Annotated in this window: 3 protein-coding genes and 1 pseudogene; all 4 read right to left on the minus strand. The window is 60.2% G+C overall.

Annotated elements, in window-relative coordinates:
• Positions 1–618 (minus strand): annotated as a pseudogene (locus tag HMPREF2924_RS36720) (ATP-dependent helicase); the annotation flags it as partial.
• Positions 615–2,504, minus strand: coding sequence for a hypothetical protein (locus HMPREF2924_RS31760; protein ID WP_003105732.1), 1,890 nt, complete (start codon positions 2,502–2,504; stop codon positions 615–617). The pseudogene HMPREF2924_RS36720 and the gene HMPREF2924_RS31760, both read right to left, overlap by 4 nt.
• A gap of 220 nt (positions 2,505–2,724) precedes the next feature.
• Positions 2,725–2,934, minus strand: coding sequence for a cold-shock protein (locus tag HMPREF2924_RS31765; protein ID WP_003105733.1), 210 nt, complete (start codon positions 2,932–2,934; stop codon positions 2,725–2,727).
• A gap of 306 nt (positions 2,935–3,240) precedes the next feature.
• Positions 3,241–3,903 (minus strand): DNA topoisomerase (locus HMPREF2924_RS36725; RefSeq protein ID WP_256567994.1); only part of this gene is annotated, 663 nt, incomplete at its 5' end.

The following is a 3,903-nucleotide window of genomic DNA, read 5'->3' on the forward strand; positions in this document are numbered from 1 at the left end:
ACCGCCGATGCTCATGCTGGGCAGCTCGGTCGCCGGCGCGAAGCTACCGTCGCTGAGCAGCTCCTGGACGGTATCCAGTATCTCGAATTGTTCCTCGGCGAGGCCAAGCTCCAGGATCAGGTTGCTGCGGAGCAGCTCAGGTGTGGCGTCGATGCGCCAGGAGCTCGATGGGCGCAGGAATACCCCGCGCATCCGCCGAGCCACCGCCACCACACCGGGATGGAACTCGCCTGACAGCAAGACGCCGCCCTCGGCCAGCGGCGCGATGCGCAGCAGCAAACCACAGGTGAAGGCCTGTCGGTCAAGCGAGGCCTGTGCAGATTCGACCATGCCGCTGAAGTCCCGCCAGGACTGTGAGTGGAGGCCTCCAGCGAGCTCGGCGAGTCGGTTGTACAGCGAGTCCAGTTCGGGCAGCAACTTGCCCTTGGGGACCCGCCAGTAGCGGTGCAACGGATGCTCCCGGGCGCTGATGAAGAAGCCGGATAGCTCCAGCAGCGCGCGGTTGCTGCCTGCGATATAGGGGATCTTCAAGCCGAAGTCGTAGCCGTCGAAGATAGCCCGCTGCAGAAGCGTCGAAGGAGTCGCGGAGGTACGGTTGACCAGGCGTGGACGGCTCATCGGTTTTCCAACCGAGTGAGCAGCCACTTCGCCGTGGCTTCGGCGAGGCCCGCCTTCCAGCGACCATCGGCGAAGCGCGTCATGTGGACGGTCATGTCGGGCCAGTTCAGGTTCGTCGCTATGGCTCCAGAGCGAATCCGTTCCATGAACCAGCGGTATGCTTGGCCAGCAGGGGAGTCGGCCGGCACGGGGGCATTATCGAATTCGCGCAATTGCACCGTGGAAAGGTGCTGGGGATTCCAGGGCCTACCTAGAGGCTCGCCATGTTCACGCCTAAGCTCCAATTCGGCAGAGGCCAGTGGACGGCCAGCCTCACGTACTGAGAGCAGTCGGCAGTCTCCTCGGTAGGCGGCCTGGTCGTAGCTATCGATGCAATGGGCCAGCGCGATATGTTCGGCATAGAGATCGGCAGGGCAGCGGAGCTCGACGATCTCCAGGCCATTGGGGCAATCGATAAGGCTGACAGGCAGCATTCCCTCCCAGGTGGTGTACTCGTCGGTGTCGACCAGATCGGGCAGGCTGCTCTGTACTGTGGCGCGCAGTTCCCTCTGGACCTGGTGGTAGTCGTCCACCAGGTTGCCAGCCTGTCGGTAGGTACAATGACCCAGATACGCTTGCAGGACGCTACGCGCCTGCCGAACAACCTGTGAGTTCCCCTGGTTGAGGGCGGTATAGAACTCCTTGATATCTCTCAGCCGTGCAGTGATTGCAAGCCATGCCGGATCCTGCCAATCAGACGGGCAGCCGTTGAAGAGACGGTTGTAGTCGGGCTTGGCGTTGTGAACTTGCCAAGGGATCGCATTGTAGGCGGCATAGAATGCTGTCCATTGAGCGCGAGTGATCGGCCGCCGGTTACCTAGCGATGCTGCCATAAGGAGAGTATGCCATCCCGAATATCGGCCTTCCCGTTTGCGATGGAAGAGAGCTCCTCCCGCACGGCCGGGACTGACGTGACTAAGAAATCGAATCGAGGCCCGTGGCGCCTGAAATAGCCAGGCGAAAAAGTTGATGACCGAAATCCCTTCGTCCGCGACCTGCCCCAGAATACGGCCCATATCGAGGTACAAGTCGCATGGCACGGCGGCGGCCTGCGGTCGTTCACTGACAAGCAGGGAAAAAGGGCAAGGAAGGAAATGGCAGATGCTCTCGCCGTTGTCGTTGGTCGTCGTGTGAGGCCAGACTCCCTCCTCGCAATCCACCAGTAGCGGCGTCAAGACCGGCTGAGCCTTCAGCATCTGCAGCCGGCGCGCCTGGTTGCCTTGAGCCAGCCAGTTGTAGAGCTGGGGCGAGAGGCACCGAACCGAGCGGATAGCGAACAGCAGGTCTTGGTCCAGGACCTGCCTGAAGGTTCGCAAGACCGCTCCGATCTGCTTCAAGTAGAACTGGCGCCTTGGTGCGTAGTAGCGCTTGTTGCTGTGGCTCGGATACACGAGGCGACGTTGCAGTCCGAGATCGTCCCTGGCCATCTGTGTGGCTAGGTCGTGCGCTCGTCTGGTGTATGAGCTGAGTACAGCAACTGCGTCGTCGAACTTTTGAAGGCGCTGTAGCAGCTTCAACGCCCCTGCTGGGGACGGCGTGCTTGCCGGGATACGATGGGCAGGCCTGCACTCCCACGCACCGATTAGTTGACCGTCGAATACCTGGAGCAGTGGCCCTGCACGCATGATGGTGTAACGCACACCATTATCCGCAGCGACGGTGATGCACCAGCACCTGGTCGTAGAGGTGCTGCGCAGGTAGTGACGGATGAACTTGGTTCGAGCTGTCCCTGCGAGGGAGAAATGCGTTGCCCAGGTGTTGGCAACGGCGAGCTGCCGCTCGCTGTAGCGGGCCAGGGATTGATCCTGTAGCGGCCCGGCGGGGGAAGTGCTATCGAGTGGTGCCACGCGCTTGCTCCTGTGTAAGCGAGTAGCACTGTGGCCGGTCGGTGTCTTGTGTATCGACCGAAAATGCTCAGCCCCGATGGGATGTTTTTCTCTGCCTTATGAGGCCGGGTTGCTGACGGAGATAGTGACGGGTAAGTGGACTAGCAGTGATAACTGCATAGCTCTGAGGTAGAAACAATAAGCCCCGCATTGCGGGGCTTATTGTTTCGCGCTAACAGCCCTACAGAGCTTGCACTTGCTCGGCCTGCGGGCCTTTGGCGCCTGCAGTAACGAAGAAGCTTACACGTTGTCCTTCGTCAAGGGACTTGTAACCGCTAGCTTCGATCTGTCGGAAGTGAACGAAAACATCTGCGCCGCTTTCCGGGGTGATGAAGCCGAAACCTTTAACTTCGTTAAACCACTTAACAGTACCAGTTTGGCGAGTTGCCATGATGTATATCTCCAAAATTTGAGAGTGCGCAGGTTCAAAGCCTGGCTAGAGCTGAATGCAGAGAGAAGACAAACCGAGGAGATGAGGATCGAACAGACTGAACATCAAGGCGGGACGCTAAACTGGGCACGCAGTAGAGACCACCATACAGGTTTCGGTGAGATTAGATAGCTTTCATTTTACCGAGGTGAGAAACCTGACGGACGGCGGCCATGAGTGGAAGCTAGAGAAATTGCCTGAAAACGACACAGGCAACACATGTTGCCTGCTCTTTTTCCGGAGTATCCGTGGCGCCGCGAATACTACCTATAGCCCGCGCGGGTTGTCGAAGTCAGGTTGGCCGTTCCTGGTGGGATAGCCGACTTTGCAGCCGGTGGTGCGATAGCCGCTGCAGCCCCAGAAGTCGAAGCCGCCCTTGCCAGCTTTCTTGCGGTGGACCAGGGGCAGACCGCACTTGCCGCAGAGGAAGTCACTGGCCGGCGCCGTGGGAGCGCTGGCGGTAGAGCTTGCTCGCGGGTCGCCCTGTGCGCTGGGGTGCGCGCGCAGCGTCTGCAGCTCCGACTGCAGGAGCTGGTAGAACTGCTGGACCACGTTCATGTAGGTGTCCTCGCTGTTAGCGATCCGGTCCAGGGCGACCTCCAGGTTGCGGGTAAAGTCGAGGCTGAGGAAGCTGAAGTTGTGCTCCAGGAGCGCGATGGTGGCCTCGCCCAGCTCGCCGGGGATCAGGCTTCGGCCCTTCATCTGCACCTGGCCCTTGTCGATGATGTTCTTCACGATCGAGGCGTAGGAGGATGGCCGGCCAATCCCGCGGCGCTTCATCTCGCCCACCAGGCTGGCATCGGTGAAGCGCTTGGGAGGGGAGGTTTTCTTCTCCAGGACCTCGCCGCTGTAGACCTTGAGGATCTGGCCTGGCTCCAGCTCCGGGATGGGGTTTGAGGGCGTTTCGTTCTTCTGCTCCTCGGCGTCATC

The sequence above is a fragment of the Pseudomonas sp. HMSC063H08 genome (assembly GCF_001813645.1).
Lineage (GTDB): Bacteria > Pseudomonadota > Gammaproteobacteria > Pseudomonadales > Pseudomonadaceae > Pseudomonas > Pseudomonas aeruginosa.

Bases quoted from the DNA above. Each gene is read 5' to 3' on its own strand.
- HMPREF2924_RS31765 (WP_003105733.1), bottom strand. From the start codon at position 2,934: ATGGCAACTCGCCAAACTGGTACTGTTAAGTGGTTTAACGAAGTTAAA.